Origin of the sequence: Luteimonas fraxinea (genome assembly GCF_021233355.1) — a bacterium.
GTDB classification, from domain to species: domain Bacteria; phylum Pseudomonadota; class Gammaproteobacteria; order Xanthomonadales; family Xanthomonadaceae; genus Luteimonas; species Luteimonas fraxinea.
This window is the reverse complement of sequence record NZ_CP089507.1, coordinates 3,671,012-3,697,766: the sequence shown is the minus strand read 5'-3', so window position 1 is coordinate 3,697,766 and position 26,755 is coordinate 3,671,012. Positions and strand designations below refer to the sequence as shown.

General features: G+C 67.1%; 29 protein-coding genes. 10 read left to right on the top strand and 19 right to left on the bottom strand.

The window, feature by feature from the left end; all coding sequences use genetic code 11:
- Positions 1 to 94: 94 nt before the first annotated feature.
- From LU699_RS16805 to LU699_RS16785, 5 genes are all read left to right on the top strand, one after another.
- Positions 95 to 1,255 carry an SPFH domain-containing protein gene (locus tag LU699_RS16805; protein WP_232135664.1) on the top strand — a complete coding sequence of 387 codons (1,161 nt, stop codon included), beginning with the start codon at positions 95 to 97 and terminating at the stop codon, positions 1,253 to 1,255.
- A gap of 21 nt (positions 1,256 to 1,276) precedes the next feature.
- Positions 1,277 to 2,593, top strand: a complete 1,317-nt coding sequence (locus tag LU699_RS16800) for a TFIIB-type zinc ribbon-containing protein (protein ID WP_232135665.1) — start codon at positions 1,277 to 1,279, stop codon at positions 2,591 to 2,593.
- Positions 2,590 to 2,880, top strand: a complete 291-nt coding sequence (locus LU699_RS16795; RefSeq protein WP_232135666.1) for a hypothetical protein — start codon at positions 2,590 to 2,592, stop codon at positions 2,878 to 2,880. The genes LU699_RS16800 and LU699_RS16795 overlap by 4 nt, the downstream gene beginning before the upstream one ends.
- Positions 2,881 to 2,948: 68 nt before the next feature.
- Positions 2,949 to 3,842 (top strand): CHAD domain-containing protein, encoded by an 894-nt coding sequence (locus LU699_RS16790; RefSeq protein WP_232135667.1) that lies wholly within the window; start codon positions 2,949 to 2,951, stop codon positions 3,840 to 3,842.
- Between the two features lie 155 nt (positions 3,843 to 3,997).
- Positions 3,998 to 4,279 carry a hypothetical protein gene (locus LU699_RS16785; RefSeq protein WP_232135668.1) on the top strand — a complete coding sequence of 94 codons (282 nt, stop codon included), beginning with the start codon at positions 3,998 to 4,000 and terminating at the stop codon, positions 4,277 to 4,279.
- A gap of 71 nt (positions 4,280 to 4,350) precedes the next feature.
- Here the strand turns inward: LU699_RS16785 and LU699_RS16780 are convergent, their stop codons facing one another.
- The 6 genes from LU699_RS16780 to LU699_RS16755 all read right to left on the bottom strand — a co-directional run bounded on the left by LU699_RS16780 (position 4,351) and on the right by LU699_RS16755 (position 10,139).
- Positions 4,351 to 5,304 carry a D-2-hydroxyacid dehydrogenase family protein gene (locus tag LU699_RS16780; RefSeq protein ID WP_232135669.1) on the bottom strand — a complete coding sequence of 318 codons (954 nt, stop codon included), beginning with the start codon at positions 5,302 to 5,304 and terminating at the stop codon, positions 4,351 to 4,353.
- A 43-nt stretch (positions 5,305 to 5,347) separates the two neighbouring features.
- The gene (locus LU699_RS16775; RefSeq protein WP_232135670.1) at positions 5,348 to 6,223 is read right to left on the bottom strand and encodes an ABC transporter substrate-binding protein; all 876 of its coding nucleotides are present in this window, start codon (positions 6,221 to 6,223) and stop codon (positions 5,348 to 5,350) included.
- Positions 6,224 to 6,297: 74 nt separating this feature from the next.
- The gene (locus tag LU699_RS16770) at positions 6,298 to 7,602 is read right to left on the bottom strand and encodes a PQQ-dependent sugar dehydrogenase (RefSeq protein ID WP_232135671.1); all 1,305 of its coding nucleotides are present in this window, start codon (positions 7,600 to 7,602) and stop codon (positions 6,298 to 6,300) included.
- A 137-nt stretch (positions 7,603 to 7,739) separates the two neighbouring features.
- Positions 7,740 to 8,831 (bottom strand): hypothetical protein, encoded by a 1,092-nt coding sequence (locus LU699_RS16765; protein WP_232135672.1) that lies wholly within the window; start codon positions 8,829 to 8,831, stop codon positions 7,740 to 7,742.
- Between the two features lie 131 nt (positions 8,832 to 8,962).
- A complete protein-coding gene (locus LU699_RS16760; RefSeq protein WP_232135673.1) occupies positions 8,963 to 9,841 on the bottom strand; it encodes an acyltransferase in 879 nt (292 codons plus the stop codon).
- A 97-nt stretch (positions 9,842 to 9,938) separates the two neighbouring features.
- Entirely contained in the window at positions 9,939 to 10,139 is a 201-nt protein-coding gene (locus LU699_RS16755; protein ID WP_232135674.1) for a hypothetical protein, read from the bottom strand.
- Between the two features lie 263 nt (positions 10,140 to 10,402).
- Between LU699_RS16755 and LU699_RS16750 the strand changes: the two genes are divergently transcribed.
- A complete protein-coding gene (locus LU699_RS16750) occupies positions 10,403 to 11,266 on the top strand; it encodes a sensor domain-containing diguanylate cyclase (RefSeq protein WP_232135675.1) in 864 nt (287 codons plus the stop codon).
- Positions 11,267 to 11,288: 22 nt separating this feature from the next.
- Here LU699_RS16750 and LU699_RS16745 read toward each other — a convergent pair whose 3' ends face one another.
- A complete protein-coding gene (locus LU699_RS16745; RefSeq protein ID WP_232135676.1) occupies positions 11,289 to 12,506 on the bottom strand; it encodes an MFS transporter in 1,218 nt (405 codons plus the stop codon).
- Between the two features lie 100 nt (positions 12,507 to 12,606).
- Here LU699_RS16745 and LU699_RS16740 point away from each other — a divergent pair, with 100 nt between their 5' ends.
- Positions 12,607 to 13,629, top strand: coding sequence for a LysR family transcriptional regulator (locus LU699_RS16740; protein WP_232135678.1), 1,023 nt, complete (start codon positions 12,607 to 12,609; stop codon positions 13,627 to 13,629).
- A 7-nt stretch (positions 13,630 to 13,636) separates the two neighbouring features.
- Here LU699_RS16740 and LU699_RS16735 read toward each other — a convergent pair whose 3' ends face one another.
- The 5 genes from LU699_RS16735 to LU699_RS16715 form a co-directional block, all read right to left on the bottom strand.
- The gene (locus LU699_RS16735; protein ID WP_232135680.1) at positions 13,637 to 14,455 is read right to left on the bottom strand and encodes a DUF5694 domain-containing protein; all 819 of its coding nucleotides are present in this window, start codon (positions 14,453 to 14,455) and stop codon (positions 13,637 to 13,639) included.
- A gap of 167 nt (positions 14,456 to 14,622) precedes the next feature.
- The gene (locus LU699_RS16730) at positions 14,623 to 15,360 is read right to left on the bottom strand and encodes an ABC transporter permease (RefSeq protein ID WP_232135681.1); all 738 of its coding nucleotides are present in this window, start codon (positions 15,358 to 15,360) and stop codon (positions 14,623 to 14,625) included.
- The gene (locus LU699_RS16725) at positions 15,357 to 16,274 is read right to left on the bottom strand and encodes an ATP-binding cassette domain-containing protein (RefSeq protein ID WP_232135682.1); all 918 of its coding nucleotides are present in this window, start codon (positions 16,272 to 16,274) and stop codon (positions 15,357 to 15,359) included. Before LU699_RS16725 ends, LU699_RS16730 begins: the two co-directional genes overlap by 4 nt.
- A 133-nt stretch (positions 16,275 to 16,407) precedes the next feature.
- Complete coding sequence (locus LU699_RS16720) at positions 16,408 to 16,629, bottom strand: hypothetical protein (RefSeq protein ID WP_232135683.1); 222 nt, start codon at positions 16,627 to 16,629, stop codon at positions 16,408 to 16,410.
- 29 nt (positions 16,630 to 16,658) lie between these two features.
- Positions 16,659 to 17,768, bottom strand: coding sequence for a DUF4474 domain-containing protein (locus tag LU699_RS16715; RefSeq protein WP_232135684.1), 1,110 nt, complete (start codon positions 17,766 to 17,768; stop codon positions 16,659 to 16,661).
- 265 nt (positions 17,769 to 18,033) lie between these two features.
- Here LU699_RS16715 and LU699_RS16710 point away from each other — a divergent pair, with 265 nt between their 5' ends.
- Positions 18,034 to 18,882: an ion transporter gene (locus tag LU699_RS16710; protein ID WP_232135685.1), complete on the top strand. Its 849-nt coding sequence runs from the start codon at positions 18,034 to 18,036 to the stop codon at positions 18,880 to 18,882.
- Between the two features lie 98 nt (positions 18,883 to 18,980).
- Positions 18,981 to 19,421, top strand: a complete 441-nt coding sequence (locus LU699_RS16705; protein ID WP_232135686.1) for an FKBP-type peptidyl-prolyl cis-trans isomerase — start codon at positions 18,981 to 18,983, stop codon at positions 19,419 to 19,421.
- Between the two features lie 39 nt (positions 19,422 to 19,460).
- On the opposite strand, the gene LU699_RS16700 is transcribed toward LU699_RS16705, so the two are convergent.
- From LU699_RS16700 to LU699_RS16680, 5 genes are all read right to left on the bottom strand, one after another.
- Positions 19,461 to 20,222 (bottom strand): class I SAM-dependent methyltransferase, encoded by a 762-nt coding sequence (locus LU699_RS16700; RefSeq protein WP_232135687.1) that lies wholly within the window; start codon positions 20,220 to 20,222, stop codon positions 19,461 to 19,463.
- A 138-nt stretch (positions 20,223 to 20,360) separates the two neighbouring features.
- Positions 20,361 to 22,469 carry a CHASE2 domain-containing protein gene (locus LU699_RS16695; RefSeq protein WP_232580301.1) on the bottom strand — a complete coding sequence of 703 codons (2,109 nt, stop codon included), beginning with the start codon at positions 22,467 to 22,469 and terminating at the stop codon, positions 20,361 to 20,363.
- A 43-nt stretch (positions 22,470 to 22,512) separates the two neighbouring features.
- Positions 22,513 to 23,112, bottom strand: a complete 600-nt coding sequence (locus tag LU699_RS16690; RefSeq protein WP_232135689.1) for an OmpA family protein — start codon at positions 23,110 to 23,112, stop codon at positions 22,513 to 22,515.
- A gap of 4 nt (positions 23,113 to 23,116) precedes the next feature.
- Positions 23,117 to 23,482, bottom strand: coding sequence for a FecR family protein (locus tag LU699_RS16685; RefSeq protein ID WP_232580300.1), 366 nt, complete (start codon positions 23,480 to 23,482; stop codon positions 23,117 to 23,119).
- A 310-nt stretch (positions 23,483 to 23,792) separates the two neighbouring features.
- A complete protein-coding gene (locus tag LU699_RS16680; protein ID WP_232135691.1) occupies positions 23,793 to 24,185 on the bottom strand; it encodes a winged helix-turn-helix transcriptional regulator in 393 nt (130 codons plus the stop codon).
- A gap of 90 nt (positions 24,186 to 24,275) precedes the next feature.
- Between LU699_RS16680 and LU699_RS16675 the strand changes: the two genes are divergently transcribed.
- Entirely contained in the window at positions 24,276 to 24,839 is a 564-nt protein-coding gene (locus tag LU699_RS16675) for an FMN-dependent NADH-azoreductase (protein WP_232135692.1), read from the top strand.
- A gap of 77 nt (positions 24,840 to 24,916) precedes the next feature.
- On the opposite strand, the gene LU699_RS16670 is transcribed toward LU699_RS16675, so the two are convergent.
- Complete coding sequence (locus LU699_RS16670) at positions 24,917 to 25,783, bottom strand: alpha/beta hydrolase (RefSeq protein WP_232135693.1); 867 nt, start codon at positions 25,781 to 25,783, stop codon at positions 24,917 to 24,919.
- Between the two features lie 399 nt (positions 25,784 to 26,182).
- Entirely contained in the window at positions 26,183 to 26,554 is a 372-nt protein-coding gene (locus tag LU699_RS16665; protein WP_232135694.1) for a YajD family HNH nuclease, read from the bottom strand.
- Positions 26,555 to 26,755 lie beyond the last annotated feature (201 nt).

Here is a 26,755-nt window from a genome sequence, read left to right as displayed (position 1 = left end):
TGACGACCAGCACTACCAACACCTTACGGTCGCGACGCTATGATCCGCCGACATGGCGGGCACTGTGCCCGGCCACGAACTGAAGGGAATTGCCATGGGTCTCGTACAGGCGGTGTCGGGTGCAGTCAGCGGCGTGCTGGCCGACCAGTGGAAGGACTTCCTGACGGTGCCGACCGGCCTGCCGTCGACGGCGGCGCTGTTCGCAGCAGTGCCGCAGGGCACGAACGCCGGACGCGGATCCAACACGCGCAGCTCGTCGAACATCATCAGCAACGGCTCGAAGATCGTCGTGCCCGAAGGCTACGGCCTGTTGCTGTTCCAGGACGGTGCGATCACCGGCTTCGTCGCCGAGCCGGGCGGGTACGAGTGGCGCTCGGACGACATCAACTCGCAGTCGATCTTCGCCGGCGACGGCATCGTCAGCCCGCTCATCAAGCAGAGCTGGGAGCGCTTCAAGTTCGGCGGCCAGCCGGGCGGCCAGCAGGCGGCGTTTTTTGTGTCGCTGAAGGAGCTGCCGGACAACCGCTTCGGCACGCAGTCGGAGATCTACTGGGACGATGGCTTCCTCGGCACGCAGGTCGGCGCGCTGACGCGCGGGTCCTACACGCTGAAGATCGTCGACCCGATCCTGTTCGTGAAGAACTTCGTGCCGGCGAGCTATCTCGCGCCGGGCCAGGTCTTCGACTTCACCGACATCGACAATGCGGCGGCCAGCCAGCTGTTCAACGAAGTCGTGAGCTCGCTCGCGCCGGCTTTCAGCCTGTACACGAACGATCCCGGCAAGGGCAATCGCATCACCAAGCTGCAGCAGGATTCGCTGGGGTTCGCGCAGAGCCTGTCGGCAGCCGTCGAACAGGGTTACCAGTGGAAGTCCGACCGTGGCCTCGCCATCGTCAAGACCGCTATCGTCTCGATCGAGTACGACGCGAATACCCGCGAACTGCTGAAGACCGTGCAGCGCGCCGACGCCCTCGCCGGCTCACGCGGCAATTCCAATCTGCAGGCGAGCGTCGCCCAAGGCATGCAGTCGGCCGGCGAACACAGCGGCGCGGCGGGTCTCGTGGGTCTGGGCATGGCGTCGGGCATGGCCGGTGGCATCGGCAGCCTGCAGCAGCCAGCCACGCCTGCCGCACCAGCCGCGCCTGCGGCGGACGATCCGGTGACGAAGCTCAAGAAGGCCAAGGAGATGCTCGACCTGGGCCTGATCACCCAGGACGACTACGACGCGCTCAAGGCCAAAGCGCTCGGCCTGTAAGCCGCCCGACGCACCGCGCCCATGTCCGATACCAAGTTGCCGCCGCCGTTGCCGGTTCGCCCCGTCGACGGCCCGGGTTCGCCGCGCGACGTGCCGCCGTTGCCGGGCACGTTGCCGGTCGATCCGGCCACGCTGCCCGGCCCGATCCGCGACGAGCTTGAAGCGCCCGATCCGCTGGCGATCGACACGTCCGCCGGCGAACTGAAGGACGGTCTCAACCGCTGTCCGAAATGCGGCGCGACCGACATCCGCCAGCGCGCAGGCACCGACATCCTCGTGTGCATGTACTGCCGCAACGAATGGCATGGCGAGCGCGTCGAGGAAGCCTTCGGCTTCGGCGAGGGCATCGCCGATCTGCGCGGCACCGTCATCGCGTCCGGCGCGCGCGACATCGAGGCCGATGCCGCGAGTCTGATGACCTTCAAGTGCGCCGGCTGCGGCGCGGAAGTGACGGTCAACACCGAAAGCACGATGACGGCGCGCTGCCACTGGTGCCGCCACGTGTTCGGCGTCAACGAGCAGATTGCCAACGGCGCGGTGCCCGATGCGGTGCTGCCGTTCTACATCCGCAAGGACGACGCGGTCGCGCGCATCCGCCAGTTCGTCGACAAGCGGCGGATGTTCGCGCTCAAAGCATTCAAGGACGAGTTCACGCCGGAGAATGTGGTCGGCGTCTACCTGCCCTACATGATCGTCGACGGCAGCGCGAGCGCGTCGGTGGCCGGCAAGGGCGAGATCAAGACACGCCAGTACACGCGTGGCACGAACAACAACAAGAAGACCTACTACGACGCCGACGTCTACCAGATCGAACGCCATGTCGAGTTCACCGTCGACGACCTGCCGCTGGAATCGTCCACCGAGCGCGGCAACCTGGACGTCAACGTCAACACCAACAACATCATCAATACGATCCTGCCGTTCGACACCAAGAACGCGGTGAAGTGGAACGCGTCCTACCTGTCGGGTTTCACCTCCGAGAAGCGCAACAGCAACGTGCAGCAGCTGCAGCCGCGCCTGGAAGACCAGCTGCTGTCGATCGCGCGTGCGCAGGTGGATGGCTCAACGCGTCGCTACGACCGCGGTGTGCGCTGGGAACAGGAACAACTCGATGTGCACGGCACGCGCTGGGCCTCGATGTACCTGCCGGTCTGGCTGTACTCCTATCACCAGCCCGGCAAGAACGGCGGCTTGCTGCACTACATCGCGGTCAACGGCCGCACGGGCGAAACCATGGGCAGCGTGCCCGTGCAGCAGTGGAAACTGCTGCTGGCCGCGCTGACTGTCGGCACCTTCCTCGAGGGCATCGCGATCATGATTCTGGTGGGCATGTCATGAGCGACGACAGTGGACTCTGGCTGCTGCTCGCCGGTCCAGCCGGCGCCACCGCGCTGTACTGGGCGCTATACCGGTTCTACCGCAACACCGACAAGTCGCACGCCTTCGAGCGCGAGACCAGCATCGACGCCAAGCCGGTAACCGGCAGCGATGCGAAGGTCGGCAACATCACTGGCACGCAGGCGACGCGCATCCAGGGCGACAATGTGGGTGCGTACCGCGCGCGCGTGCAGCGTGTGGCGAGCGAAGCCGGACGCGACGTGGACGACGGCGCGCCTGGCGGATAGCGCTCTGACTGTCCCGTGCGCGCACGCCACGGGCAGTGGATCTCCAGACCGGACGGCGGGAGCGTGGCATGGCGTATCGCATCAGACGCAAGGATTCGAAAGCACAGGCGTCGCTGCGCCGCATCACGCGCGAACAGGTGCAGGCGGCGATCCGCAGTCTCGACACGGCCGCGCTCGATACCGCGAGCGCCATCCATGACGTGCGCAAACGCCTCAAGAAGATCCGCGGTTTGCTGCGACTCGTGCGTCCGTTGTTCGACGTATACCGGCACGAGAACGCGGCCTTCCAGGCGATCGCGGCGCCGCTTGGGCCGAAGCGCGATGCCGATGTGCTGATCGAGACCTTCGATCGCGTGGTCGCGCATGCCGGGCCGGCAGACGCCGACACATTCGCGACTGTGCGACAGCAGCTCGTACAGCACGGCAAGGCGGTCGAAACCGCGCACGATCCCGATGCCCTGCTCCGCACGGCGCGATCGGCACTGCAGGAAGCGTTGCTGCGCATCGCGACCTGGCGGCTTGCCGATGACGGATTCGATGCGTTCGACACCGGATTGAAGTCCAGCTACCGGCGTGCCCGCAAGGCGATGCGCGCGGCCGGCGAGACCGGCGATGACGAGGCTTTCCACGACTGGCGCAAGCGCACCAAGGACCACGCCTTCCATCTGCGCCTGCTGCAACCGGTGTGGCCCGGCCCGATGCGCGCGATCCACGTCTGCGCTGCGGAACTGGGCGATACGCTCGGCCTGCATCACGATCTGGCTGTGCTGTCCGAATACCTGCACGCGATGACCGACGTGGATGCCGGCGTCGTCGTTGCGATGGAGACGCCCATCCGAACGCAACAGCGCGCGCTCGAGCGTCGTGCGCACGCGCTCGGCGCGCGGCTCTATGCGGAGTCGCCCAAGGCGCTGACGGACAGCTGGCGTCGGCGATACGTCGCCTGGCACAGCGGGTCATGAAATCGTCCGCGCCCGATGCGGGGTTTGGGGCCGACCGCATGCGTGCCCAAACGGCATGTTCACCGACGCGTCTTACGCTACCTAGGTTCGCGCGCCGGTAAGGCGCGGCGTATCGCAACCGGATTCCGGATCACTGTTACCCCGAGGAGATGTCCATGAAGCACGCGTATATCGTCGCCCTCGCCGGCTGTCTGCTGGCCATCAGCCCGCAGGCATTCGCTGAAGTCGTCAACCTGACCAACAGCGCCGATGGCGCTAATCGCGACGCCGGCATCGCCGCGGTCAAGCAGAAGCTCCAGGACGCCTGCACCGATCGCAAGGGCACGCCGGATACCGATTCGTTCGAGGTCGTGTTCGAGCGCACCAGTGAGAATCCCGACGTTCCGAAGCCCTACTACGTGGACGGGAAGATGAAGTGCGAGTTGCCTGCGGGCTGAGGCATCACACGCATCGGAGCATCAAAAAAAGCCCCGCAGTGCGGGGCTTTTCTTGTGCGGGTCGCGGTGGATCAACGTCGAGCCGCGAAGAAGTCCAGCAGATTGCGGAATGCACTCGCGAAGTACAGTTCGTAGCTCTTCTGCTCGACGTAGCCCAGGTGCGGGGTCGCGATCAAGGCGTCGTTGTGCAGCAGCGGCGAGGTGGCCGGCAGAGGCTCCTGCTCGAACACGTCCAGCGCCCAGAGTCCCGGTCGGCCGGCCTGCAGCGCGCGCTCGACTGCGCCGGCTTCGATGAGTTCCGCGCGGCTCGTATTGACCAGCAATGCGGTCGGTTTCATGCGCGCGAGGTCGTCGCCGGTGACGATGCCGCGGGTCGCATCGTCGAGACGCAGATGCAGCGACAGCACATCGGCCTGTTCGAAGAACGCCTCGCGCGATTCGGCCACGGTGCAGCCGTCAGCGACGGCCCGCTCCTGGCTGCCCGCCCGGCCCCACACCAGCACCTGCATGCCGAAAGCTTTGCCGTAGCCGGCGACACGTCGCCCGATCTTGCCGTAGCCCCAGATCCCGAGCACATCGCCGTGCAGCGTGCGGCCGATGCGCTCGTGTCCGGGCTGCGTCGTACTCGATTGCCACACGCCAGTCTGCAGCTGCGCGACGTACTGCGGCACGCGGCGATAGGCCGCCATCACCAGCGCCCATGTCAGTTCGGCCGGTGCGGTCGGATCGCCCTCGCCTTCGAGCACGGTGATGCCACGCGCCGCGGCCGCGGCGAGATCGATGTGCCGACCAGCCTTTCCGGTCTGCGAAATGACTTTCAGTGCGGGTAATCGCGCCAGCAGTGCAGCGGCGATGTGCGTGCGCTCGCGGATCAGCACCAGTGCGTCGAAGCCAGCCAGCGCGTCCGCCAGCGCATCGCCATCCAGCGTCTGGTTGAACACGGTGACGTCGTGGCCATCGAGCAGTTGGAAGCAGTCGAGCCGGCGCACGGCATCCTGGTAGTCGTCGAGGATCGCGACTCTCATCCGCGCGGCCCTGTGATCGGCACAGACATCGCAGATCTGCAGATCACGCGTACAGCGCCGCATAACCGGCGCGATCGACCTGGCTCAGCCCCAGCCGGTCGAACTGTTCCCACATGCCGTGCCAGCGTGCGGCATCGCGCTGCATCGGACCGACGAGACGCGGACATGTATCGGCGATGATCGCGTCCATCAGCGCGGTGGCTTCGGTCCCGCTGTAGGCGTACCAGAGCGCAGCGGCCTGCGCGGGATCGTCGCGGCACAGCGTCGCGCCCTGCCCGATCAGGCGTGTCACTGTCGCCACCACGTCGGCATGTTCGGCCAGGAACGCCTGTGCGGTGAAGAGTTCCAGCGCCGAGAAGTTGTGCAGGCCCACGTCATGCGTGGCGATGAAATGCGTGTCGAGACCTTCGAGCCGCGCTTCGACACCTTCGAAGTTGGCGAAGCACAGCCACGCACCATCGAAGCCTGCACGCAGGTTGGCGAGATGTTCGAAGCCCGCGCTCTCGATCACGATCTGCGACGCATCGAACGCCGCGCCCTGCTGCACACACCAGCGCGACAGGATCTCGACGGCGATCGCATCGGTGACGCCGCCGGCGACCGGCGACGCCAGCCGCACCGTGCCGCCTTCGAGCAGGCGCTGGCCTGCATCTCGTTGCAGCAGGATGCCGCCATCGGTTTCGAAGAAGCAGCCGAGCGCCTTCAGGCCCGGCCGGTCCGCATCGATCATGTGCAGCGGTTCGTTGCACGCGAACGCGACATTGCCGCTGACCGTCGCCGCCAGTCCGTCGTAATGGTCATCGGGCACCAGCAGTTCGAGTTCGAGGCCCGCCTCGCGATACCAGCCCAGCTGGATGCCCGCGATCAGCGGCAGGTGATCGGGGTTGAGGAACCACTCGAGGGACAGCTGGAGCTTCATCGTGACGACCCGGTTGGATGCAGGGCGCACAGACTAGTCGACGACGCGCGCACTGGCACCACGACGACGCGCGCTTAGTCGTCCTTCGCGAATCGAATCACCAGGCCCGCGCGATCGTCGGTCGCCCAGATCGCGCCATCGCTGGCGATTGCGAGTCCAACGGGTGAGCCCTGCGGGCGCACGCCGCGCTTCAGACCCCAGCCTGGCGTCAGGACCACCGGCGTGGCCGCAGGGCCGGCGCCGTAGGCGCGCATGCCCTGGCCGTAGACCGGAAACCGCGGGTTGGCATCAGCCGTCGGCACGCCGCGTGCGTCGACCGCGAAGCTCGCAATACGGCCGCCAACGGAACGATGCCCGTGCCAGGTCATCAACAGGCGCCCCTGCAGCGCGGGAAACATCGCGCCTTGGTACCAGAGCATGTCCAGCGGCGCGGCGTGCGGCGGCAACAACAGTGCGGGCGCGGTATGTGCGTCGGAGCGGCACCAGTCGGCCTTGTCGCGCCACGCGGGCGTGGCCTGCGCGGTGTCGGCGCAATAGGGCCAGCCGTAATGGCCACCGGCCTCGATGATGTTGAGCTCTTCGAACGGCGACCAGCGACTGTCGAAGTCGTAGCTGTTCTCGCCTTGCAGCACAGTGCCCGATGCGTGCACTGCCAGCGCCAGTGCATTGCGCAGTCCACGAGCGAAGACGGTGTAGTCGGGAGACCAGCGGCCGTCACCCTCGTAGCGATACCGGCGCAGGCTCGCGGCATCCTCGGCGCCTTCGCTCTGCGCGCACAGGCCAGCGCTGCTGCGTGCCTCGGCGCCGGCGCACTGGTCACTCGGCGCGCCGACATTGACCAGCAGATCGCCGCCCGGAAGAAACACGAACTTCGACAACGGATGGCGGTGATCGTGCAGACGGTTGTCGGGCAAGCCGCCGATCACGTTCTCGACCGTGTCAGCCGGCGTCTGCGCATCGGGATCGAAGCGGAAGATGCGGCTCATCTCGCCGACATACGCGCGGCCATCCGGGCCGCGCGCGATCGCGTGCGGCAGATGCAGGCCATCGAGCACAGGCTGCACCTCGACCGCGCCGTCCGCGCCGGTGCGCAACCGCCACACCATGCCGCGCGTGCCATCCCATGCGCCCAGATCGGTGACCAGCCAGGTGTCGGCGTCGAGCTGCAACAGCGAGCGCGGCAGGCGCAGCGTGCGCGACGGATCCGCCGTGGTCGGCCCGACCACCAGCCCCGCGCACATGCCGCGCATCGTCTCGATGGCGAGGCGCGGATAACCACCACATGCGTCACCTTCGACTGCATGGCGCTCGCGTGCAGCGCACGCCAGCACGGGCAACCCGCACAGCAACAGCAGCACGCAGACACGCAGGTTTCGCATGACATCGACTCTCGGCATCGTGGAGCCGAGCATTGTGGCCCACGCGATCGATGCCCGGCGCCCGGGGTCGACGCGCCGTCGCGCAGCACCGCCAGCAATCCATGTCGACGACGGGGCGCTCGCAGACCGTGTCTGGCTCAATCCGGGCCGAGGTTCCGGAACATCCCCTGTCGCCGCACAAGCATCAGCGCCATCCACAGCAATCCAACCAACAGCGCCAGCAGCATCAGCTCGAACACGCCCAAGGTATGGGGAACGATCCAGCGACGGTCGATCAACGCCAGCGCGTAGGCCGGATGCACCGGATCGATCCATGCCACTACGGGTGTTCCGTCCAGCCCGGCAACACGCGCATCCAGCCGTGCGCCGGTCGGGAAGAACCGGAAGTCCAGCGATTCGGCCTGCCCGGTGAAGACGACGCCGCCGGCCTGGTACCGCACGTGGCACTCGATCTGGCGGTGTCCTTTCACTGCGCCGACGCGGACGTGTGCGCAGTCCGCGAGCTGCGCCGGATGCGCGACGAGATCGGAGAATCCAAGCATCGACAGCTCGGTCCGCATCCGGCTCGACACGCCATAGACACACAGCAGCGCGGCAGCGAGCAACGCAGCCGACCACAGCACGAATCGTCTCACCGAGCCACGACGGTGTCTGATCGCGTTGATCGGCATGAGACGGTCGGTCCCCGGGTCCCGCACGTAATCGCGTCGACGATGCACCTTGTCGCGAGGCAGGCTGTAGACCGCGCAACCCACCAGCACACCCGCGCCTGTCAGCAGGAACACCCACAGGCCCGGCACGGCCAGCCAACGCGTATCGATGACCGTGGCGTCCAATGGGAAGCCCGGTGACACCAGGATCTCGCGCGTCGGTCGCGCACGCTGCCATGCCAGTTCGCGATGCAAAGACGCAGGTGTGGCGAACGGACTCGCGGTCGACCAGACATCCAATGCAATGCGATGCGAGTCGCCTTGCGCGTCGTACTGCACTGCGCACCGCACGGCATGTTGGCGATTCACGCCATCACGCACCAGTTCGCATGACTCGACCAACGCCACGACGCGATCCGGCTTGTCGAACACGACCTGCATCATCGAAAACGCGCGTGGCGAGAGCGTGCACACGACGATGAGCAGAAGCGCGGCGCCCGGGATGACGAAGTAGACGAGATTGGCCGCGAGCCTTCTAGCGAATCGCACGACGGACCACCGAGCGGACGCCGTCGTCATCGTGCGGTCCGGACAGCGCCGGGGCGGCGTCGTGCGGCGACCCATTCAATCCAACCACGATCTGGACCGTGCCCGGCATGGGACCGGTGCACGCACACGCCACATGCTGCCCTTGCAGCTGCCATGACCCGCTAGCGCTCCAGAATCTGCGCGAGCGCGCCGTCCTTGTCCTGCCAGACCGCGTTGATCCATTGCTGGAACCGGGCGCGTTTGGCGCGATCCTCACTGTCCCCGCTGCGCAGGATGTCGTAGGGCATCGGGCGCTTTCGCACCGCGACGTGGATCGCGGGAACGCGGCCGGCCAGCAGGTCGAGCAGCGTCGGGCGGCCGCCGGGATAGGCGATCGTGACGTCGATGATGCCGTGCAGCGCGTCGCCCATCGCATCGAGCACGTAGGCCACGCCGCCCGCCTTGGGCTTGAGCAGATGCCGGTAGGGCGAATCCTGGCGCGCGTGCTTCTCGGGCGTGAAGCGCGTGCCTTCGACGAAGTTCATCACCGAGACCGGAATGTCGCGGAACTTCTCGCAGGCCCGGCGCGTGGCCTGCATGTCGCGGCGGCCCAGTTCCGGGTTACGCGCGATCTGCGCCCGCGTGTGGCGGCCCATGAACGGAAAATCGAGCGCCCACCACGCCAGACCCAGCAGCGGCACCCAGAACAGCTGCCGCTTCAGGAAGAACCGCATCAGCGGAATGCGCCGGTTGAACACCTTCTGCAGCACGACGATGTCGACCCAGCTCTGGTGATTGGCCAGCACCAGATAGTGCCCATCGACCTGCAGCCCCTCCAGGCCGGTGATCTCGAAGTGCGTCCCGCTGTAGCGGTCCACCAGCCACGTGTTGACCGCGATCCAGCGTTCGGTCAGCCCGGTGAGGGCCGAATTGCATGCCAGACGCAGGCGCGCGGACGGCAGAGCCGCCTTGACCAGCGCGGCCGCGAGCAGCAACGGCACATGCACGACGGTGTTGGCCACGACGGCCAGGGAGATCAACGCAACGCGGAGCGATGTCATCGGGTGAGAGAGTTCGAATGAGAGGGGCAAAAATGCGGAAGGGCGGGAGACGTCGCGCGCGACCGCGATCGCGCTTCGAAACACCCCCGCAGGGCGATCAGCCGTAGTAATCCACGCCGATGATCTTGCAGATCTCTTCCTCGTTGTAACCGTGGAAGCGGCGGCCGCGCGTGGTGTGCGTGCGCGCGAACAGCTTGCCGTTGGCATCGGTACGCTCGCGTTTCTCGTTGAGCAGCCACTTGGCGTAATCGTGTGTCAGGTTCCGCTCCCGGGTCGGGTCGCGTTTCATTCGGGCCATCGTCCACATCCTCAGGTCTGATCCGCAGGCGCCCTGGCAGGCGCGTGCGGCGCACAGGATACGCGGCCGGCGCGCGCGAGGCGCTACGACCGGCCAGCACTGCGCATCCGGCACGTCCGGAACGCCGACGCCTGCACCACCTGTTGCGCCAGTCCGACCACCCGTCGCCGCGACTGTTTTCGCGACGCTCCGGTCCATCTACTGCCGCATGCACTCTGGCACTCTGTGCGCCGTTGCACTCCAGCCTCGCCGACCGCCCTGCGATGACCCCGACCCTGCCGCTGCCCGCCGAGATCCTGGACCTGCTGCCCGATGCGGTCTGCGTGGTCGATGCGGACGGACGCTATCTGTTCGTCAGCGCGGGCTTCGAACGCATTCTCGGCTACCGGCCGGACGAGGTGCTCGGTTGTCAGGCTTTCGACTTCATCCACCCCGACGACCGCGCCGACACCTTGCACCAGGCCACGCAGGTGATGGCGGGCGTGTTCCAGCGCCATTTCCGCAACCGGTATCTGCACCGGGACGGCCACGCGGTGGACATGCTGTGGTCGGCCAACTGGCATCCGGCGCATGGCGTGCGCATCGGGGTTGGGCGCGAGATCACCGAATTGCGGCGCGTCGAACGCGAACTGGAGCATCTCGCCGGCCACGATGCGCTGACCGGATTGCCGAACCGCTACCGGCTGCAGCAGACGCTCGAACGCGCGCTCGCCCAGGCCGGTGCATCCGGTGACGGCCTTGCCCTGCTCTACATCGACCTCGACGGCTTCAAGACCGTCAACGACGTGGGCGGACACGATGCGGGCGACCGCCTGCTGCAGGATGTCGCGGCGCGGCTGACCGAATCACTTCGACACGGTGACGTGGCCGCGCGTGTCGGCGGCGACGAGTTCGTGATCCTGCTGCCGGGCTGCCGCGACGCCAGCGCGGCTGCGCAGGTCGCCGAGACCCTGCGCGCCCAGCTGCGACTGGTCTATCGCTTGGCGGACCGTCCGTTCCAGCTCGATGCCAGCGTGGGCATCGCCTGTTTCCCCGGCGACGGCAGCGATGGGGCGACCCTGCTCGCCCACGCCGACCGCGAGATGTACGCCGTCAAACGCCGCGTACCGCGCGACAACGCGGCCTGATCCGCGACTGACACGTTCCCGTTCAACCCTCCGCGCACAGCGCGATGTCCGCTCCCTTGCGTGCAGGCCGCGCCAGCCGAATCGCGATCACCGCGACGCCCACGCCCGCCAGGGTCACCAGCGCCGCCGCCCAGCTGACATGCGTCAGTCCACCGGCGTGCACCAGCACCATGCCGCCCAGCCACGCGCCGAGCGCATTGCCGAGATTGAAGGCGCCGATGTTGAGACTCGACGCCAGCGTGCGACCCGCCGCGCCGGCCTTCTGCAGCACCCACAGCTGCATCGGCGACACCGTGGCGAACGCGGCGACACCGAGCAGGCCGGTGAACGCGATCATCGCGACGGGCGACCGCATCACCAGACCGATCGCCGCGAGCACCAACGCCAGCACGCCCAGCGTCACCACCAGCGAGCCTGCGGGCCGGCGATCGGCTAACCGCCCGCCGAGCAGATTGCCGATGATCATGCCCATGCCGAACACCAGCAGCACGCCGGACACCGCGGTTTCCGCGAGGCCCGTGACCTGCAGCAGGATCGGCTGGATGTAGGTGTAGACGGTGAACACGCCGGCGAAGCCCAGCACCGTCATCAGCAGGCCCAGCAGCACCTGCGGCTGCATCACCGCCGCGAGTTCGCGCTTGATCGGAATGGGCGTGCGCGCTTCGGCATCCTTCGGCACCAGCGTCGCGATGATCACCGTCGCCAGCACGCCGATCGCGGCGACCGCCCAGAACGTCGAGCGCCAGCCGTATTCCAGGCCCAGCCACGCGCCGGCGGGCACGCCCAGCAGGGTCGCCACGGTGAGGCCGGTGAACATCACCGAGATCGCCGAGGCCTTGCGGTCTTCCGCCACGAGGCTGGTGGCAACCACCGCGCCGACGCCGAAAAACGTGCCGTGCGCGAGCGAGGTGATCACGCGCGCCGCCATCAGCCAGCCGTAGTCCGGCGCCAGCGCGCAGGCCAGATTGCCCAGCGTGAACACCACCATCAGTCCGACCAGCACCGCCTTGCGCGGCAGGCGACCGGTGGCGATGGTCAGCAGCGGCGCGCCCACGAACACACCGAGCGCATAGCCGGAGATCAGCAGGCCTGCGGCCGCGATGCTGACCTGCAGATCGGCCGCGACCTGGGTCAGCAACCCCATGATCACGAACTCGGTCGTGCCGATGCCGAACGCGCCGGCGGTGAGTGCGTACAGCGCGAGCGGCATGCGCGTGGACGTCGAAGGTTTAGAGGACATGGACAGGGCCGGTAACGGGATGCCGGGCAGTCTGCGACCGCGCGAGGTGCTGGCACAGCGCTAAGATCGGCAATCACTCTCAACCTAATTTTGACAATCCATGGATCGCATCAGCGATGTGGCGTTGTTCCTGCGGGTCATCGACCTGGGCTCGATCAGCGCGGCCGCGCGCACGCTGGACCTCTCGGTCGCGACTGCCAGCCAGCGGCTCAAGCGCCTGGAGGCGGAGCTCGGCGTGCGCCTGCTGCACCGGACCACGCGGCGCCTGCACGCGACGCCCGAGGGCCTGCTGCTGGCCGAGCAGGGACGCCCGCTGCTCGACGAACTCGACAGCCTCACCGCCAACCTGCGCGAGACCGGCGGCGGCAGCGGCGTCGCGGGCACGTTGCGGCTGACGACGTCGGCCTCGTTCGGCCGCCAGTACATCTCGCCGCTGCTGCCGGAATTCCTGTCGCAGCATCCGCAACTGCGCGTCAGCCTCGATCTGGACGACCGGGTGACGGATCTCGTCGGCCGCGGCTACGACCTCGCGATCCGCATCGGCGAGCTCGCCGACTCCTCACTGATCGCGCGGCCCATCGCGCGCAACCTGCGCGTGCTGTGCGCCTCGCCCGACTATCTCGCGAGACGCGGCACACCGCGCACACCCGCCGATCTGGCCACGCACGACGGCGTGCTGCTGTTCGGCAGTCATGGCGTGCAGGACGTGTGGCAGCTCGTCGCGCCCGACGGCGTGACCCATCCCGCCCACATGCAGGCGCGATTCGAAAGCAACCTTGGCGAAGCCCTGCGCGACGCCGCCGTCGCCGGTCTCGGCATCGCGCTGCATTCGTTGTGGCACGTGCACGAGGATCTGCGCGAGGGGCGGCTGGTCGTCGTGCTGCCCGCCTACACCCTGCCCGCCAGCGCGATCTACGCCGTCATGCCCCAGCGCCGCATGGTACCGCCTCGCGTGCGCGCCCTCGTGGACTTCCTCGTCGCGCGGTTGGGTGAACCGCCGGTCTGGGAGCGCGCTCATGCCGGCTCCGTCCAGATTGTTCCGCCACGCGAGACGACGCAGGCAGACGCGCCGGCATCACCGCGCCCGGGCCGGCGCGCAGCAAAGGCGAAGACGCGCTCCTGATCCGCGCTCAGGGCTTCAGATAGCCGGTCACGTCTTCGGCCTCGCGCGCACCATCGATCGCGAGCAGATCCTTGAGGATCGCGGTGTGTCCCGCGCCGGCGATCACCAGCACGCGGTGACCGGGCGCCGCCGCTTTCTGCACGTTCGCGTACATGCGGAAGTTGCGGTGCCACCAGCTCGCCGATGCATCAGCGCCGACGAAGCCGCCGCCCGCGTCGACGGCATTGGTGAAGAGGTAGAGATCCTTGTTCTCGCGATCGCGTTCGGGATCGTTGGTCAGCCGCAGCAGCTCGTGCAGCGGCAGCGTGGTCTGCTCGCGGGTCGTCCGCTCCGAGAGTCCTTCGAATACGGCATCCATCGCGACCTTCTGCTCTGGCGCGTGCGCGGCCACGTATTCGAACAACGGTCCGCCATTCCAGTGCACGTTGCCCTCGTCGAAACAGGTCACGCCCGCGAGGCCCGCCGCCTTCGCGACGCGGAATCCGATCTGCTGCGTCTCGTCGACAGTCAGCGCCGCGTGTCCGTCACGCCACGCGGCATACGCGGCGTCCTGCTTCGGCTGCGCCGAGGGCTCGCACTCCACCAGCACATCGGTCGGACGGAACGCCGCGATACGCGTCGCCAGGCCCGTCAGATACGTCTGGTTGTCGTCGGTCGTGACGTCGACGACCTCCGACTTGACCACGTCCAGGCCGGGATTCTCGAAGTGGAATACGCCCAGCATCATCACCTTCGCCGGTTCGGGCGCGGGTTCCGCCGCTTGGGCGTCAGTGAACAATGCAGCGGTGGCGAGCAGGAGCGCGGCACAAGGCAGTCGGGATGACATCGGGGCAGCTCCGTTGGCGGCACCGGCCCGTCTGCACTATGCAAGCGGGTCCGGCGAGGTCTACAACGTACGGCGCGCGCCCGGACTGCGCACATGCCGGAAGTCGCGGGACCCAGGGGCATGGGACGACACGGTCACTCCGGACGGTCGATCGCATCTTCGGTCCGTCAGACGATCTCCCGTCGCCGCAGCTGACGAAGTCCTAGATGCAGCGCGATCACACCCATCACCGGCGACAGCAGCACCGCAAGCCGCTGTGCCTCGACAGTCTGCGCAATGATCGACACCGTCGGATAACTCCAGGGCACCCAGATCCAGAGCTTCGTCGCGGCGAGCTCCATGCCGACGAAGCTGGCGATCACGGCGATCGACAACGGCGGCACGAGCGTGCGGAAATGCCAGGCCAGTCCGTGCTGGATCGCCACCATCGGCAGCGCCGCCGCGGCAGGCGCCCATAGCACGCGCCACGAGCGCAGGTCGAACGCGCCGGTGAGGTCGTAGCCGAACAGCCCCAGCGCCCAGAGTGCGAGCACGATCGACACGAGCAGGATGACGTGGGCGCACAGCGTCAACGCGAGCGCGAGCAGCGCCTTGGCGATGTAGAGCGCGTCCACGCCGATCGGCAGACTGAGCATCAGCCGCCATGTCTGGTTGCGATGCTCGTTGCCATTGATGAGGCTTGTGGTGAGCGCGACGAACAGCGGCAGCATGAAGTACGCCCAGGTCGCCACGACATCCGTCCAGAACCGCGCCATGTCCGCGCCGGTCATCTCCGGCGGGTCCCACGCCCGCAGTGTCATCAGGAACATGAAACCCACGATCGCCAGCGGACAGATCAGCGTCATCACGAGCACCAGCGAGCGCCGGATCTTCAGCAGCTCGACCAGAAACAGCGGGCCGATCATGGCGCGTCGCCCTCGACGCCAGCGGTCTCCAGAAACCATTGCTCGAGGCTCGGTTTGCGGTGCACCGATTCGAACAGCGTGACGCCCGCGTCCACCAGCGTGCGATGGATCTGCCCAGCGGTGTCGCGGGTGACATCCGCAATGGCGACGCGCCCTGCCCCGTCCACCGTGGCGGCATGACCGCCCGCCTGCAACACACCTGCTGCGCGCGCAGGCGCATCGACATCCAGCGACAGCACGCTGGGCAAGGCCCGGGTGAGATCGCGTATCGACGCCTGCAACCGCACCGAGCCGGATCGCAGCACCGCCATATGCGTCGCGGTCTTCTCCACTTCGTCGAGCAGATGGCTGGAGAAGAAGATCGTGCAATCAGCCCGTTCGGGCAGCGTCGACAGCAGACGGCGGATGTCCTGCATGCCATCGGGATCGAGCCCGTTGGTCGGTTCGTCGAGCACCAGCAGACGCGGCTTGCCGACCAGCGCGAACGCGAGCGCGAGCCGCTGCTTCATGCCGAGCGAGAAATGCTCGATGCGCTGACGCCGGTCGACCTGCAGTGCAACCACTTCCAGCACGCGATCGATCTCGCTGGCCGGCAGACGTTTGAGGCGCGTCGCGATCGACAGGAATTCGTGGGCGGTGAGATTCGGGTACGCACTCGGCGCTTCGATCAGGCAGCCCATGTCGGCGAGGACCTGTTGCCGCTCGAGCCGGATATCGCGCCCCAGCACCTGCACGCTGCCGGCATCGGCATTCGCAAGGCCGGCGATCAACCGGATCGTCGTCGACTTGCCATGGCCGTTGTTGCCCAGAAACGCGAACACGCTGCGTTCGGGCACCTGCAGATCGAGCTGCCGCAGCACATGGTGGTGGCCGAAGAACTTGTCGACGGCACGCAGTTCGATCGCGAAACGCATGGAGGCACATCCTTCCGTGGACACAAAGATCAGACGCCTCACCTGAAACGAGGCAACAGATCAGACCGCCTGTGCACGGTTTGGTTCATCGCACGCGCAACAGTGGTGTCGCACACACGAAGCACATCCGCTGCTACGACGCAGATTCCTGGAAACACGCGACAAGCAGTTCCGTGAGCAGCTGTACCTTGCGCGCGGGATGCTGGCTCGGCGGACGCACCGCGTAGGTGCCCGTTGGTGGTGGCGGATCGGGTGTTTCGGGCGCGCCGTGCGCGTGCAGGCAGTCGGGGCTTGCGACGAGTTTTCCGTGCAGCGGCCCGACACCGACCCACGGCGTGTCGATCGGGCCTGTCATTCCCGCTTCAGCGCGCTTGCCTGTCCCGCTCAGCGATCGCCTTCACCGCTCCAGTCATAGGAGATCGACGTCGAGCCGTCCGCATTCGTCTGGACCTGCACGTCCTCGATGCCGTCCTTGCTTTCCAGCTGCTCGACGATCGCGTCGGCGAGTGCGGACTGCTCGCCTGCGGACATGTCCGCAGGCAGTGTCAGCTCGCCACGCTGGCCGAGGTTCTCGTGGTTCACAGCGGGATCGGTGCGGATCGCGAGATTCCAGAACTGCGTTTCATCGCCGGTGCTGGTGAAATACACCTCGCCGGTTTCGGTGTTGTAGAGCGTCTGCGACATGCCGATCTGGTTGTCGCCGTTCGCCGCGGAGTAGTAGCCGTCGATCTGTTCGAGTTGATCGCCCAGCGCGCCTCGATCGCCGGCGCCGTTGGTATACAGCGCGATCTCGCCGCCGAACGCCCCGCCCGCGCCGTAATCACCCTTCCACAGTTCCAGCCGGTACTCGACATCGCCGACGGTGAACGTCATGACGCTCTCGTCGAGATCCATGCCGAGGCCCTTGCCGGCCTGGTCGTAGATGTCGTGGAAGCCGCCATAACTCTGGATCGATGTTTCGTTGGTCGTGTAGATGTCGTTCTGCGCGTCGTACTCGAAGCCGAACGCCTGTCCCACCGGCCCCGCGATCCAGCGATTGCCCATGGCGATGTCCATCGCATTGCCGATCGCGCTCTGCAGGCCGGGAACCTGCGCCGTGATGTCGGACACCTTCGGCCCTTCCGGCCCCAGCAGCCAGTCGACGAAGCCGGCCGGATTCTGCTGCAGCTCGTTCTGGATGCGCACGGCCTCATCGCGACCGTGCAGAGCCAGATTCAAGGCCACCGCGCCGGGACCGCCGGCCTGGTGAACACCTGTCGCAACGTCCGCGATCGCCACGACTGCTGCAAGCTCAAGTTGAGGCTTGAGCGCGATCGCGTCGAAGGCATAGCCCAGAGGATCCGACGCCAGCGACTGCACACCGCTGACCACCGCGTCCTCCACCATCTGTCCGAAAGCCTCGCCCAGCGCATCGATCTTGGGCTGGACAGCGCTCTGATAAGTCTGGGCAGTCGTCTGGACGAAATCACGGACGGCATCGACGATCGCATTCATGGGAGCGGTCCAACGGGCGGGGACTCGCCGAGCGTAGCGCTGCGCGTGACGGCGCATCACTCGGGCGGACCCTAGACCGACAGTCCTTCCAGATTGCCGTTCCGATTGCCACCGCATGCGGCGAACCGCGCTGGTGTCGGCCCCGCGACCGAAGGTCGCATATGCACCCAAAAACTTGACGCATCGCCGATGCGACATTCCAATGTGTCCGCTCTGTTTTCTGTTCCGTCCCGCCGGTTTTCGCACCGCGCCTTCTGGAGACGCCATGCGCGAGACCAGCATCACTGCATATTCCGACCTGCGCGGCCGACTGCACGCCTTCATCGTCCATCCGCGTGTGCAGGCGGGCATCCTGGCGCTGATCATCGTCAACGCCGTGCTGCTGGGCCTGGAAACCTCGCCGGGGATCATGGCCGCGGCCGGCGACGTGATCCGCGCCGTCGACAGCGCGATCCTGACGGTCTTCGTCATCGAGATCGCGATCCGCCTGTACGTCCACCGCGCGCAGTTCTTCCGCGATCCGTGGAGCCTGTTCGACTTCGCCGTCGTCGCGATCGCACTCGTGCCAGCCACCGGCCCGTTCTCGGTGCTGCGTGCGTTGCGTGTGCTGCGCGTGTTGCGCGTGCTGACCATCGTGCCGTCGATGCGCCGCGTGGTCGGCGCGCTGCTCGGCGCTGTGCCGGGCCTGCTGTCAATCGGCGCGGTGCTGCTGATCATCTATTACGTGTGCGCGGTGATCGCGACCAACCTGTTCGGCGACGCGTATCCCGAACGCTTCGGCAATCTCGGCCGCTCGCTCTACTCACTGTTCGAAATCATGACGCTCGACAGCTGGTCCACCGGCACGACGCGCCCGATGATGGCCGAGTTCCCGTACGCCTGGGCGTTCTTCATTCCTTTCATCCTCGTCGCCAGCTTCACCATGCTCAACCTCTTCATCGGCGTCATCGTCGATGCAATGCAGACGGTGTCGAAGGCCGAGCACGACGACACCCTCGATGCGATCGACCGCACCCAGGACCACATCGAAGCCGAGTTGCAGACGGAGGTGCGCGCACTGCGTGGCGAGATCCGCGATCTGCGTGCGCTGCTGGAGACACGCGGATCGAACTAGTGCGTCGAGGGAATGTTAATGGCACGCGCGTGGACGCGGCCGCGTCGTCATCGGCGCCTTCGGCTACCCTGCCAGGCTCGTCCGCAACGCCGAATCCCATGACCCGTCGATCGCTTCGCCACATCGCCTGCCTGTCCGTCCTGCTGCTCGCCGCGTGCGGCAGCCCGCCGCCCTACACCGGTGGCGACGTGCCCGAACTGCAGCGCGTCGACGTGTCGGCGGGCGAAGGCGAAGCTGCTGCAACCGGCGACACGGTCACCGTGCACTACACGGGCTGGCTCTACGACCAGAACGCCACCGACAAGCGGGGCGCGCAGTTCGACAGTTCGCATGATCGCGGCCAGCCCTTCGTGTTCGAACTCGGCGCCGGTCGCGTCATTCGCGGCTGGGATGAAGGCGTTTCCGGGATGCGGCCGGGCGGTACGCGCGAACTGCACATTCCGGCGTGGCTGGGCTATGGCGACAGCGGCGCCGGTGGTGTGATTCCGCCGGGCGCGTCATTGGTGTTCGAGGTGGAACTGCTGGACGTCCGCAAGTAAGCGACGTGCGCATCCGCACGCGCCGCGACCGAGCGATCTTCAGCGCTTGCGGAACACCACCACGTGCTGCCACGGCAATGTGTCGGCGGTGCGCTCCCAGACCAGCGGATGCAGCGCCGCTTCCTTGCGGATCTGCGCTTCGCTCATCTTGTGCAGCGGCTTGATCGGCACGTCGTCGTCTTCGGCGCGGTACTCGACGAACACCAGTCGCCCGCCGGGCCGCAGTGCGCGCACCAGCGACTGGAGCACCTCATGCGGGTATTCCAGCTCGTGGTAGACGTCGACCATCAGCGCCAGATCGATCGACTCAGGCGCGAGTCCGGGATCAGTGGCGCTGGCCTGCACCGGCCCGAGATTGTCGAGTCCCGGCTGTGAGGCCAGCTGCGTGAGCATCGCCACCATCTGCGGCTGCACATCCACCGCGTAGACCTTGCCACCGGGCGCCACCATCGGCGCCATGCGACGCGCGTAGTAGCCGGTGCCTGCGCCGACATCCGCGACCGCCATGCCTGGCTGCAGCGCCAGTTCCTGCAACAGCAGACTGCCGCGCTCCTCGCGCTCGCGTTCCTCGCGCTCCAGCCACGCGGCGCCCTGCCAGCCCATGACGGCCGAGATTTCGCGCCCCTGATAGGTCTTGCCGATACCGTCCGCGCTGCGCCGCACGGAACCGTACGTCGGCGCGTTTTCGGCAACGGCTGCGGTGGCCGGTGTTGCGGTCGACTGCGCAGGCGGCGGCGCAGAGCACGCCGGCGCTGTGCACACCATCAGCGTGAGTAGCGCGAACGTCGGGATATGACGCATGGCAGGGTTCCGGTCAGCTGCGGCGATGCCGAGGATTCGAGCCTGCACCCGAGGCCGCCATCGCGCGGTGATGCCGTTTACGTCGCTCACATGCCGCTCGCCGCGCGAATCCACGCCGGCGCAGCACCGGCGGGACCGTCAGTCCTGCACTGCCAACGCCGGCGTCGCGAAACCAATGCCGGTTTCCACGCCGTCGTAGAACGCATCGCTGCCGACATGTGCGCCGCCGCCCGCCGCTGCGGCCGCAGCCTCGTCGCGGAACTCGCCGGCGATGCGGGTGATCTCGTCTTCGATTTCGAAGAAGGCATCAAGCACGGCCGGGTCGAAGGTCGCGCCGCGCAGGTCGCGCATCATCGCCATCGCCTGCGCGTGCGGGAACGGCGGCTTGTAGCAGCGGCGATTGACGAGGGCGTCGTAGACGTCGGCCACCGCCATGATGCGGCCCGACAGCGGAATCGCCGGCCCTTTAAGGCCGGCGGGATAGCCGGAGCCGTCCCACTTTTCGTGATGCGTCGCGGCGATCTCGGCCGCCACCGACAGGAAGTTGTCGCCCTCGATGTGGCGCGACGTGCTGAGAATGATGGTGCGGCCGAACTCGGCGTGCCGGCGCATTAGCACCCATTCGGCTTCGGTCAGGGGGCCCGGCTTGAGCAGGATGTGGTCCGGCACGCCGACCTTGCCGATGTCGTGCAGCGGCGCCGACAGGAACAGCAGGTCGATGTAGGCATCGGTCAGCACGTCGGCGTAGCGGCCTGTATCGCGCAGGCGCTGCGCGATGGCGCGCACATAATGCTGGGTGCGCTTGATGTGCGCGCCGGTCTCGGGGTCGCGCGTTTCGGCGACTGCCGACATCGATTCGATCGTGACCTGCCGCGCATTCTCGAGCTGCCGCCGCCAGCGTCGCGCATGACGTTGCTGCACCCAGAAGCGGATTGCGGACGCCGCGATCAGCACCGTCGACGCCACCAGCGCAGGCGCCGCGACCGGCAGTACGAACCCGACATATTCGAAGCCGGCGAACGCCAGCGCACCCAGACCGATCACGACGCCCAGCGTCACGACCGCCACCGTCAGCAGGCTACGCCCTGCAACCAGCAGACCGCCCTGCAACAACGCGATCAACAGTCCGAGTGCCAGCGCCGCGCCCGCGCCCCACTCCGGCGCCCGCAGCACGCGTCCGTCGAACATGTTCTGCATCAGTGCCGATTGCACTTTCGAGCCGGAGAACGCGCGACTCAATGCGGTGACGTGTCGATCGCCAAGGCCGACCGCCGACGAACCGATGACGACCACCTTGCCGCGCAGATCCTCCGGCGGGTGGCGCCCCGCCAGCACGTCCACGGCCGACACGCTGGCGTAGTCCATCGGCGGGCCGTCGAAGCGCAGCAGCGCATCGCCGCTGCGATCAATCGGCACCACGTGCGGTCCGATCACGAGCGAGGGGCCATCGCGACCGGTCACCACCTGGCCGGACGACACTCCCAGCGCCTGCATCGTCGTGGCCAGCGCCAGGCTCGGATGCAACACGCCGCGATACTCGATCAGCAACGGCAGGCGTCGCAGCACGCCGTCGCCATCGACCTGCATGTTCACGAAGCCGCTGACGCGTGTCTGCGCGCCGATCGCGCCGACGTTGTCGAGCAAGCCATGCGCGCTGTCGAGCGCCAGCGCATCCAACACCCCCTCGAACCCCACGCCGGGACGCGTGGGCGTGGTCTCGCCGGTGCCGTGATCGAAGTAGAAATAGCGCGCGCCGACCACGCCGGCGTCCGCCATCGCCTGGCCCAGGTAGCCATCGTTGTCGAGCAGGCCTTCGGGTACGCCGGTGATGGCGACATCGATGCCGAAATCGCGCTGGAAGGTCTTCTGGATGTCGGCCAGCGACACCCGGTCTGCCTCGGGCAACAGCACATCCAGCGCGATGGCAGATGGGCGCTCGGCGGCGATGCGCTCCACCAATGCCGCGAGCCGGTAGCGCGGCCATGGCCACTGGCCGACGGCCGACAGGCTGACGTCATCGATATCGACGACCACGGTGTCGGGCGACGACACACCGGTGGCAGTCGCACGCATCAGCGTGTCGAGCGCGGCGTTGTCGAGCCGCTCGATCGGTGCGACGCGCAGCAGTCCCGCCACGCCGATCGCCACGGCGATCAATACGCCGAGTACCAGCAACAGCAGGTCCTGCCGGCGACTCTGTCCGGCCGCGATGCCCGGCGGCTGGGCGCGCGCGTCTACGCGGCGCATCGCGCGAACTCCAGGCAGGTCTCTGGCCGGATGACCGCTTCCGTCACAGGATCAGGATCTCCGCGCGACGGTTGCGTGGCTCGGGCTTGCCGGGCGGCGTGGGCACCAGCGGTGACTTGTCGCCGAACCAGTCCAGCTGCATCGGCAGCTCCGGATCAATCTTGCGCAACAACGCCGCCACCGCGCGTGCACGCTCGGCCGAGAGCTGCAGGTTGTATGCGGGCGCGCCGGCGGAATCGGCATAGCCGAACACCGTGACCTCGGTCGGCAGGCGGTTGCGCACCGCGGCCAGCACCTCGGGCAGCTTCCGCCGGGACTCGGGCGTGAGCTCCATGCTGTCGAACAGGAAATTCAGCACGAAACTCAGCGGCGGCGTGGGCTGCGCATCGAGCAGGGCGCGGTGCTTCGCCTCGAAGGCCTCGCGCGTGTCGGCCTTGGCCTGCGCGGGTGCAGCCGACGTGCCGGCGTCGACGCGGCCGTAGGCCTGGTCGAGCCGCTGCTGTCCGTGCGCGTTGTGCACCACTACCGCGCCGACCTTGCCGTCCTGGTCGGGCAGCAGGGTCACGCGCGTCGGAGCGGCGGAACAGGCCGACAGCAACGTGGCCATCGACAGCAGCGCGAGTGCGCGCCAGACACGCGTCATCACGTCAGTCCGCCTCGATCAGGAAGCGCGTGCCGCGCACGCCCACCGTGGCCTGCGGCGTTTCCACCTTCACCGACTCCGGCGCCAGACGGCCGATCTTGCCGGACTCGTAGATCGCCGAGCCCTGCCCCATGTAGACCGAAAACGCGTAGCGGTTGGCCTTCGGCTCGAACACGTAGTCGCGCACGTGGACATCCGCACCACCGCCCAGCGTGAGCATGGTGCCGTCGCGGAACACGATCGATGCCGTCGCACCCGGCGCCGTCACGATGCGATCGGCCACCTGCAACTGCTTGCCCGCCTCCGCCGCGCGCGTGGCGCTGGCCTGCACGATGCTGACGCTGCCGGAGACGCCTTTCACCAGTCCCACGTGCTGATCCGTCGCAGAGACGGGCAAAGCGCTGCACGCCAGCCATGCGGCAGCCAGCAAAGCCAATACCTTCGACATCGGTGTTCCCCTGATTGTGTGTACACCCGGTCGGGCGGCAGCGCGCCGAGCGGTTCCGCGTGGCCCGTTCCCCGAAGCCACGCAACACCGTCTTGAAGTCATTAACGGCTGCGGAACCGGATGCTACAGAGGCTATTTGTGAGGATCATTTCACCGGAGGGTGCAATCGCGGAATCCCCTGTCCGGGACTCGGATTCGACCTACGCGTGGATAGCCGGCGCGCGCCTCGCACTCAGTCGCGGGTGTCGTTGTCCGGGTGCTGCGCATCGAACGTGTGCCGCGCCGCTTCGACCACCGCGCGGTTGGCGATCGCCCAGTCCCCGAGTGCCTGGACCGGTTCCAGCAGCGACCGCCCCAGATCGGTGAGCGCGTAATCCACCCTCGGCGGAATGGTCGGGGTCACCGTGCGCAGGATCAGACCGTCGCGCTCCAGCCCGCGCACCGTCAAGGTCAACATGCGTTGCGAGATGCCGGTGATCTCGCGCTTGAGCGCGTTGAAGCGCTGTGGCCCCTGCCCCAGCTTCGCGATGACGAGGATGCTCCACTTGCTGCCCACACGCGCCAGCACATCGCTGACATGCATGCAGCTTTCGATGGTGTGTTCGGGCGGGTCGGTCACACCCATGTGCCTCCGGTTACCGGCATGTGCCGTCTTGTGGAGGCTCCTCTTGTAGCGCACCGTCGCCCCGGGCACAAATCGTAACCGAGGCACACAATGAAACTACTGCATCTCGACAGCGCCATTACCGGCGACGCATCCGTCAGCCGCCGACTCACCGCCGACATCGTGTCGCGGCTCGAGGCCGCCGATCCCATGCTCGATATCACCTACCGCGACCTGGTCACCGATCCGCTCGACCATTTCACCCTGGCCGCCCCGCCCTCGCCCGACGACCCGAATTCCGCGCTGGCGCAGTTCCTGGCCGCCGATGTCGTGGTGATCGGTGCGCCGATGTACAACTTCGCGGTACCGAGCCAGCTCAAGGCCTGGATCGATCGCATCCTGGTGGCCGGCAGCACATTCCGTTACGGCGAAACCGGTGCGGTTGGACTGGCTGGCGACACGCGCGTCATCGTCGCGATCGCGCGTGGCAACCGCTATTCCGAAAACGCCCCCGCCGCGCATCAGGAGCACGCCGAAACCTGGCTGCGAACGATCTTCGGCTTCATCGGCATCACGCCCGAGTTCGTCATCGCCGAAGGCACGCTGCTCGGGCCGGACGTCAAGGAGGCGGCACTGGCAGATGCCCAGTCTTCGATCGACGCGCTGGCGGCTTGATGCAGGACGCGCAGCGGGAAGCGCATCGGAAGCTGGCGCGGTGACGAACGCATCGCATCGCACCAGCGCACTGCCGCTTACCGCATCCCGATGTCGCCCAGCCAGCGCAACGCATCCTGCGTCCACCGGTCGCTGTCCGTACCTTTCCGGCGCACGCCGAACGCGTGCCCGCCGGTCTCGTAGCGGATGAGCGTCACGTTCGCACCGGCCTCGCGCAACGCGTTGTCGTAGACCTCCGAATACTCGACAGGATCGACAGGATCGTCCTTGGCGTGGATCAGCAAGGTCGGCGGCACAGCCGCGGACACCACGATGTCGGTGTTGAGTGCCCGCGCCGCTGCCGAATCCTTCGGGCGCAAGTTGTGGTGCTCCATGGTCATGTGTCCGGCATACACCGGAATCGCGAAATCAGGCCGCAGGGGCACCGCGTCCGCGGCGTCGGCAGGCGCGTACGTGCGTGACGCGAACTTCGTGCTCGACAGCACGGCGAGATTGCCGCCGGCGGAGAAGCCCATCACACCGATGCGATCCGGATCGATGCCCCACTCTGCTGCGTTGTAGCGGACCAGAGACATCGCCCGCTGCGCATCCTGCAGCGCCATCGGAATGGCCGGCGACTCGTGCCGCTTCGTCACCGGGTTCCAGTTGCAGCCCGTGTTGGGCACGCGGTACTTCACGAGTACGCAGGTGATGCCGGCATCGGTCAGCCACTTGCAGACGTCGGAGCCGTACAGCCCCAAGTTGCTGTTCGGACCGATGCCCAGCGCCTTGTAACCACCGCCCGGAAAGACCAGAACCGCGGCGCTCGGCGCGCGCGCCACCGGCCGGTAAACCAGAATGCTCGGATGGGTGAGTGCCCAGTCCTCATGCGCGAGTGCTTCGATGCCCGCCTGCAGCACCGGCGAATCCTCCGGCCACAACGGAATCTCCCGCCAATACGCCATCGAAGGCACTGCCGCAGGCGTGAGGCTCGAAGGCCGCGTCTCGCCGCTGCGCGTCTCCGGCTCCGTTCGCGTAACGCAGGACACCGACCACACGCTCGACGGGAACAGCGCAGCGAACACCAGCAGAACGCACATCACGCAACGCATGCCTCCATCCTTCCGGCCTCTCTGGCCGCCGACTGACGAGCGGCCACACTAGCGTTGTCCGGCCTTGTCACCAAACACCGCGCCGGCAGCAAATGTCGAGCCGCCATCCCTGCGCGATAGAGGCTTAGAAGACGCCAGCGCTGGCCGGACACATGACGGCGCGGGTTCGCCGTTTCGAGTCAAGAAGGGAGATGGCGGACGTGACCCTCGCCAAGCGCCGGCCCGCGATATGTCCAGACCGCGCGATACGGGTCAGGACCGGGTCTTTTCGAGCCGCGCCTTCAGATCCGCGAACGGATTGGACATGGCCGCGGCAGTCGCGTCCTCTGCATTGCGTGCGCTGACACCGGTGTGATCGAGCTGGCGGGAATGCTCGTTGTCGTGGCAGTACACGCACAGCAACTCCCAGTTGCTGCCATCGGCCGGGTTGTCGTCGTGGTTGTGGTTGCGGTGATGCACCGTCAGTTCGCGAAGATTGACGCGCGTGAACTCGCGCGCGCAGCGGCCGCAGATCCACGGATACATCTTCAGCGCACGCTCGCGATAGCCGTTGTTGCGCTGCTCGGCACTGCGCCGGGCCTCGGCAACGATGCGGTCAAGCTTGGTATGGTCTGGCGTCGTCATGACGGGAGTCTAGCCCGGAGATCGCGTGGGACCGCATGGGACCGCACGCGGCACGCACGTTTCCAGAAACCGGATCAGGTTCGAGCGCGGTGCATCAAAGACGCTCCATGGGTCCCACCTCGTCACGCCCACATGCCGTTGCCGCGCGGAATACTCGCCGGCGCTGCACAAGCGCGCGACGCCCGCCGCACCTTCCTTCTG

What these genes read in the sequence shown, in the direction of transcription:
- LU699_RS16765 (WP_232135672.1), bottom strand. Translation starts at nt 8,831, where the DNA reads ATGACGACGGCGTCCGCTCGGTGGTCCGTCGTGCGATTCGCTAGAAGG.
- LU699_RS16795 (WP_232135666.1), top strand. Translation starts at nt 2,590, where the DNA reads ATGAGCGACGACAGTGGACTCTGGCTGCTGCTCGCCGGTCCAGCCGGC.
- LU699_RS16790 (WP_232135667.1), top strand. Translation starts at nt 2,949, where the DNA reads ATGGCGTATCGCATCAGACGCAAGGATTCGAAAGCACAGGCGTCGCTG.
- LU699_RS16690 (WP_232135689.1), bottom strand. Translation starts at nt 23,112, where the DNA reads ATGACGCGTGTCTGGCGCGCACTCGCGCTGCTGTCGATGGCCACGTTG.
- LU699_RS16780 (WP_232135669.1), bottom strand. Translation starts at nt 5,304, where the DNA reads ATGAGAGTCGCGATCCTCGACGACTACCAGGATGCCGTGCGCCGGCTC.
- LU699_RS16755 (WP_232135674.1), bottom strand. Translation starts at nt 10,139, where the DNA reads ATGGCCCGAATGAAACGCGACCCGACCCGGGAGCGGAACCTGACACAC.
- LU699_RS16750 (WP_232135675.1), top strand. Translation starts at nt 10,403, where the DNA reads ATGACCCCGACCCTGCCGCTGCCCGCCGAGATCCTGGACCTGCTGCCC.
- LU699_RS16730 (WP_232135681.1), bottom strand. Translation starts at nt 15,360, where the DNA reads ATGATCGGCCCGCTGTTTCTGGTCGAGCTGCTGAAGATCCGGCGCTCG.
- LU699_RS16805 (WP_232135664.1), top strand. Translation starts at nt 95, where the DNA reads ATGGGTCTCGTACAGGCGGTGTCGGGTGCAGTCAGCGGCGTGCTGGCC.
- LU699_RS16740 (WP_232135678.1), top strand. Translation starts at nt 12,607, where the DNA reads ATGGATCGCATCAGCGATGTGGCGTTGTTCCTGCGGGTCATCGACCTG.
- LU699_RS16695 (WP_232580301.1), bottom strand. Translation starts at nt 22,469, where the DNA reads ATGCGCCGCGTAGACGCGCGCGCCCAGCCGCCGGGCATCGCGGCCGGA.
- LU699_RS16720 (WP_232135683.1), bottom strand. Translation starts at nt 16,629, where the DNA reads ATGACAGGCCCGATCGACACGCCGTGGGTCGGTGTCGGGCCGCTGCAC.
- LU699_RS16675 (WP_232135692.1), top strand. Translation starts at nt 24,276, where the DNA reads ATGAAACTACTGCATCTCGACAGCGCCATTACCGGCGACGCATCCGTC.
- LU699_RS16785 (WP_232135668.1), top strand. Translation starts at nt 3,998, where the DNA reads ATGAAGCACGCGTATATCGTCGCCCTCGCCGGCTGTCTGCTGGCCATC.
- LU699_RS16760 (WP_232135673.1), bottom strand. Translation starts at nt 9,841, where the DNA reads ATGACATCGCTCCGCGTTGCGTTGATCTCCCTGGCCGTCGTGGCCAAC.
- LU699_RS16670 (WP_232135693.1), bottom strand. Translation starts at nt 25,783, where the DNA reads ATGGCGTATTGGCGGGAGATTCCGTTGTGGCCGGAGGATTCGCCGGTG.
- LU699_RS16705 (WP_232135686.1), top strand. Translation starts at nt 18,981, where the DNA reads ATGACCCGTCGATCGCTTCGCCACATCGCCTGCCTGTCCGTCCTGCTG.
- LU699_RS16665 (WP_232135694.1), bottom strand. Translation starts at nt 26,554, where the DNA reads ATGACGACGCCAGACCATACCAAGCTTGACCGCATCGTTGCCGAGGCC.
- LU699_RS16700 (WP_232135687.1), bottom strand. Translation starts at nt 20,222, where the DNA reads ATGCGTCATATCCCGACGTTCGCGCTACTCACGCTGATGGTGTGCACA.
- LU699_RS16775 (WP_232135670.1), bottom strand. Translation starts at nt 6,223, where the DNA reads ATGAAGCTCCAGCTGTCCCTCGAGTGGTTCCTCAACCCCGATCACCTG.
- LU699_RS16745 (WP_232135676.1), bottom strand. Translation starts at nt 12,506, where the DNA reads ATGTCCTCTAAACCTTCGACGTCCACGCGCATGCCGCTCGCGCTGTAC.
- LU699_RS16735 (WP_232135680.1), bottom strand. Translation starts at nt 14,455, where the DNA reads ATGTCATCCCGACTGCCTTGTGCCGCGCTCCTGCTCGCCACCGCTGCA.
- LU699_RS16800 (WP_232135665.1), top strand. Translation starts at nt 1,277, where the DNA reads ATGTCCGATACCAAGTTGCCGCCGCCGTTGCCGGTTCGCCCCGTCGAC.
- LU699_RS16725 (WP_232135682.1), bottom strand. Translation starts at nt 16,274, where the DNA reads ATGCGTTTCGCGATCGAACTGCGTGCCGTCGACAAGTTCTTCGGCCAC.
- LU699_RS16715 (WP_232135684.1), bottom strand. Translation starts at nt 17,768, where the DNA reads ATGAATGCGATCGTCGATGCCGTCCGTGATTTCGTCCAGACGACTGCC.
- LU699_RS16770 (WP_232135671.1), bottom strand. Translation starts at nt 7,602, where the DNA reads ATGCGAAACCTGCGTGTCTGCGTGCTGCTGTTGCTGTGCGGGTTGCCC.
- LU699_RS16710 (WP_232135685.1), top strand. Translation starts at nt 18,034, where the DNA reads ATGCGCGAGACCAGCATCACTGCATATTCCGACCTGCGCGGCCGACTG.
- LU699_RS16680 (WP_232135691.1), bottom strand. Translation starts at nt 24,185, where the DNA reads ATGGGTGTGACCGACCCGCCCGAACACACCATCGAAAGCTGCATGCAT.